This window comes from Paenibacillus sp. J31TS4 (assembly GCF_018403265.1).
GTDB lineage: Bacteria > Bacillota > Bacilli > Paenibacillales > NBRC-103111 > J31TS4.
Genome location: NZ_BOSI01000052.1, coordinates 1 through 248, shown reverse-complemented (window position 1 = coordinate 248; position 248 = coordinate 1). Strand labels below are relative to the sequence as shown.

The window sequence follows — 248 nt, the reverse complement described above, 5'->3', positions numbered from 1 at the left end:
CTACTCTCCCGGAACCCTTCGGTTCAAGTACCATCGGCGCTGGAGGGCTTAACGGTCGTGTTCGAGATGGGTACGCGTGGTTCCCCTCCGCCATTATTACCAAACGGAATGCTATTTAGTTGAAAGGTATGCACCTTTCAAAACTGAACACGAGTGAGTAACAAACCGATATTTGTATCGCATCTCACCGATGCGGATACTCCATAGAAAGGAGGTGATCCAGCCGCACCTTCCGATACGGCTACCTT

At 50.4% G+C, this 248-nt stretch carries 1 rRNA gene; it reads right to left on the bottom strand.

The window, feature by feature from the left end:
- Positions 1-104: ribosomal RNA gene (rrf, locus tag KJS47_RS23950) — 5S ribosomal RNA — on the bottom strand; the annotation flags it as partial.
- Between the last annotated feature and the right edge of the window lie 144 nt (positions 105-248).